Here is a 3,529-nt window from a genome sequence, read left to right on the forward strand (position 1 = left end):
CCAGCAGCACGTTGAGAACAGGCCCCTTCAGCTCGGCTCGGCCAAACAGCCGCAAATCGGCCAGCTTGTAGTCGAGGATTTGGTTTAAGATCTTGAGCTGGCGACGCATGGGATCCCGGCACCAAGCCCCTTGACGGGCTTGCTCTTAAGTTGGCACATGACTTCGCTAGAACCAGTTTAGCGGTTGGGGAGGAAGCAGCGAAAAAAGCGGGATCCAAGGCAATCAAATGTGCGTGCGAATGCACTGACGAATGCTGAGGTTGGACTGGTCCAGGTTGGCGAACCCGCTCAAGAGGGTGCCTTGCTCGTCCAAAAGCAGCAAGGCGGCCTGGCGGCGAAAATCGATCCCCGGCAAGGCTTCGGCGGCCACCTCCTGCAGCTTCTGGATGGTGGATCCCTCGAAATCGACAGAGACATGGACAAAGGGAGAAACCAAGCGCGGATCTGTGGGCACGCTCTCGCGAATAACCTGCAAAACCAGGTTGCGCACCAGCAGCAGCCCTCTGCCATCAACCAGCACGATCTGGCGCAGGCGAGGGTTTTGCCCAAACTCGAGGGCCAAACTTTTGGAGAGGGCCTCCGATTGGGAGCGGGTTTGGCTGTTGGTCAAGATCAGCGCTTGAAGGCCGTCGTACCGACTTAAGTCGAGCTGATCCCCAGCAACGCTTTCCAGCTTGAGGTCAAGCGAGGCTTGGGGGTTGCCGTTGCTGGGGCAGTTGCCGGCTTGAACAGGATCAAACAGGCTGGGACAAAGCAGGGCAAGGGTGGCAAACCCTAGAGCAATCCGTCTCTTTTGAAAGCAAATCCGGCTGCGGTTAGCCAGGGCACAGCAGCAGGACAGTCCTCGGTTCATGGCGGGGAGTTCTGGAGGTGGGCCGGCCAAATCTTAACCGATCTTCATCTTTGGCGCTCCAGAATGCCCTTTGGCTTCTCGTCCCCATTGGGTTGGCGCCCATAATGGAAAGCAGTTTCTGCTTTGCCGACTATGACTCACGCCTGTTTGTTGGATGCCCTCAACCCTGCTCAACGGCAAGCGGTGCACCATTTTTGTGGCCCTTTGCTGGTGGTGGCGGGGGCAGGTTCCGGCAAGACGCGCACCCTCGCCTATCGCATCGCCCACCTCATCCGCCACTACCGGGTGGATCCGGAGGAGATTTTGGCCGTGACCTTTACCAACAAGGCCGCCCGCGAAATGAAAGAGCGCATCGAACGGCTCTTTGCCGAGCAAGAGGCCCAGGAGCAATTCGGGATCCCCTTGGCGCAATTGGAGCCGGCCCAGGCGACGCGGCTGAAATCGGCGGTCTACCACCGTTGGATCAAACCCCTTTGGATCGGCACGTTTCACAGCTTGTTTGCCCAGATCCTGCGCCTGGAGATCGAAAAATATCAGGATCCCAAGGGACGAAAGTGGACTCGCAACTTCTCGATTTTCGATGAATCGGACGCCCAATCCCTGGTTAAAGAGATTGTAACTAAGCAACTCAACTTAGATGAGCGCAAGTTCGATCCAAGATCGGTGCGCTATGCCATTAGCAATGCCAAAAATCAAGGTTGGACCCCTGCCGATCTGGAGCGCCACCAGCCCAATTTCCGAGGTCGCATCCTGGCTCAGGTTTACGAGCTCTACGAAGATCAACTGGCGGCCAATAATGCCCTCGATTTCGACAACTTAATTTGGATCCCGGTGCAACTTTTCCGCCAAAATGAGCAGGTTTTGGCCTACTGGCACCAGCGCTTTCGGCACATCTTGGTGGACGAATACCAAGATACCAACCGCACCCAGTACGAGCTGATCCGGCTCCTGGCCACCAACGGCGAGACCCGCCGCTCCGAGTGGGACTGGACCAATCGCTCCCTCTTTGTGGTGGGCGATGCAGATCAAAGCATCTATCGCTTTCGGGGGGCCGATTTCACCATTTTGCTGGAGTTTCAAGAGACCTTTGGCGATGGCCTGCCGGACGACGATACCCGCACCCTGATCAAATTGGAAGAAAACTATCGCTCCACCGCCACGATTTTGCAGGCGGCTAACGTCCTGATTGAGAAAAACACCGAGCGCATCGATAAAATTCTCCGGCCAACTCGCCCCCCCGGCCATCCCATCGTTTGCTACCAGGCGGAGGACGAAATGGCCGAGGCCGAGTTTGTGGTCAATACCATCCGGCGATTACACAGCCAAAATCCCAACTCTTCCTGGGGAGATTTTGCCATTCTCTACCGCACCAATGCCCAATCTCGCCCTTTTGAAGAGGTTTTGCTGCGGTGGGGGATCCCTTACACGGTGGTGGGGGGGCTGCGATTTTACGATCGCAAAGAGATTAAGGATGTGCTGGCCTATTTGCGGGTTGTGCTCAACCCTGCCGATTCTTTTAGCTTGTTGCGCATTATCAATGTGCCGCGGCGGGGCATCGGCAAGTCCACTCTGGACAAGCTAAGCGAAGCGGCGGCTGCCTTAAATGTGCCCCTGTGGACTATCCTCAGCGACGAGGCCTCTGTTACCAACCTGCTGGGGCGTTCGGCCAAGCCGGTTCTCCAGTTTGCCCAGCTTATCCAGCATTGGCACAGACAGATGGCCCAGGTTTCGGCTGCCGCCCTTCTGGAGGGGCTGCTGCGGGATTGCGGCTATCTGGAAGATCTCAAGGCCCAGGGCACAGAAGAGGCCGAGGAAAGGATCGCCAACGTGATGGAACTCTACAATGCCGCCCGCCAATTTGGAGAAGAACAGGAGGATCCCAGCCTCGAGGCTTTCTTGAGCAATGTGTCTTTAGCTTCCGATTTGGACACCCTTCAGGAGGGAGCTGAGAAAGTTTCGCTAATGACGTTGCATGCTTCCAAAGGGCTGGAGTTCCCGGTGGTGTTTTTGGTGGGGTTGGAACAAGGCCTGTTTCCCAATTTTCGCGCTTTGGAGGATCCTGCCGCGCTGGAAGAAGAACGGCGCCTCTGCTACGTGGGCATCACCCGCGCCCGCGAGCAATTGTTTGTCTGCCACGCCAGCGAGCGGCGGCTCTACGGCAACCGCGAGCCCGCCATCCCTTCCCTATTTTTGAGTGAGCTGCCCCAAGAGCTGATCCAATGGGAAAAAGGCAGGGGGCTTTCGTTCTCCGCCGACAACACGGCTGCGGCCACGCCCAAAGCAAAGGCTGCTCGCCGCCAAGGCCGTTCCTCCCAGTGGGCCGTTGGGGATCGCCTGCAACATCCCCAATTCGGACAGGGGCAAATTACCCACGTGTTCGGCAGCGGCGAACGGATCACCCTGGCGGTGAGGTTTCCCGCCATCGGCCAGCAGAAAATCTTGGATCCCCGCATCGCGCCCATTCAAAAGCTCAGCTAGCTGGCTGGGCTCGAAACCGCTTTGGAGATGGATGGCGTAGCGGTATGGGTCTCATCCTTTTTTGTAGGTGCCTTGATCTCGCCCAGAACTTGCTTGGAATAAGGCGGCTTGGCAGGGATCCCTTTTGTCTTGACACTCCCACCCAGGGGATTCTTACGCAGTCCACAAAAGAACCCGTAACGGCGTTGTCAAAGCGCC

General features: G+C 57.2%; 2 protein-coding genes. One reads left to right on the plus strand and one right to left on the minus strand.

Going from position 1 to position 3,529, the window contains the following annotated elements:
* Positions 1-223: 223 nt before the first annotated feature.
* Positions 224-853 (minus strand): hypothetical protein, encoded by a 630-nt coding sequence (locus tag NW846_RS12365; protein WP_414348474.1) that lies wholly within the window; start codon positions 851-853, stop codon positions 224-226.
* A 132-nt stretch (positions 854-985) separates the two neighbouring features.
* Between NW846_RS12365 and pcrA the strand changes: the two genes are divergently transcribed.
* Positions 986-3,331: a DNA helicase PcrA gene (gene pcrA / locus NW846_RS12370; protein WP_414348477.1), complete on the plus strand. Its 2,346-nt coding sequence runs from the start codon at positions 986-988 to the stop codon at positions 3,329-3,331.
* The last annotated feature ends 198 nt before the right edge of the window (positions 3,332-3,529 follow it).

The organism is Synechococcus sp. W60.3, from assembly GCF_047502615.1.
Lineage (GTDB): Bacteria > Cyanobacteriota > Cyanobacteriia > Thermostichales > Thermostichaceae > Thermostichus.

What these genes read in the sequence shown, in the direction of transcription:
- NW846_RS12365 (WP_414348474.1), bottom strand. Translation starts at nt 853, where the DNA reads ATGAACCGAGGACTGTCCTGCTGCTGTGCCCTGGCTAACCGCAGCCGG.
- pcrA (WP_414348477.1), top strand. Translation starts at nt 986, where the DNA reads ATGACTCACGCCTGTTTGTTGGATGCCCTCAACCCTGCTCAACGGCAA.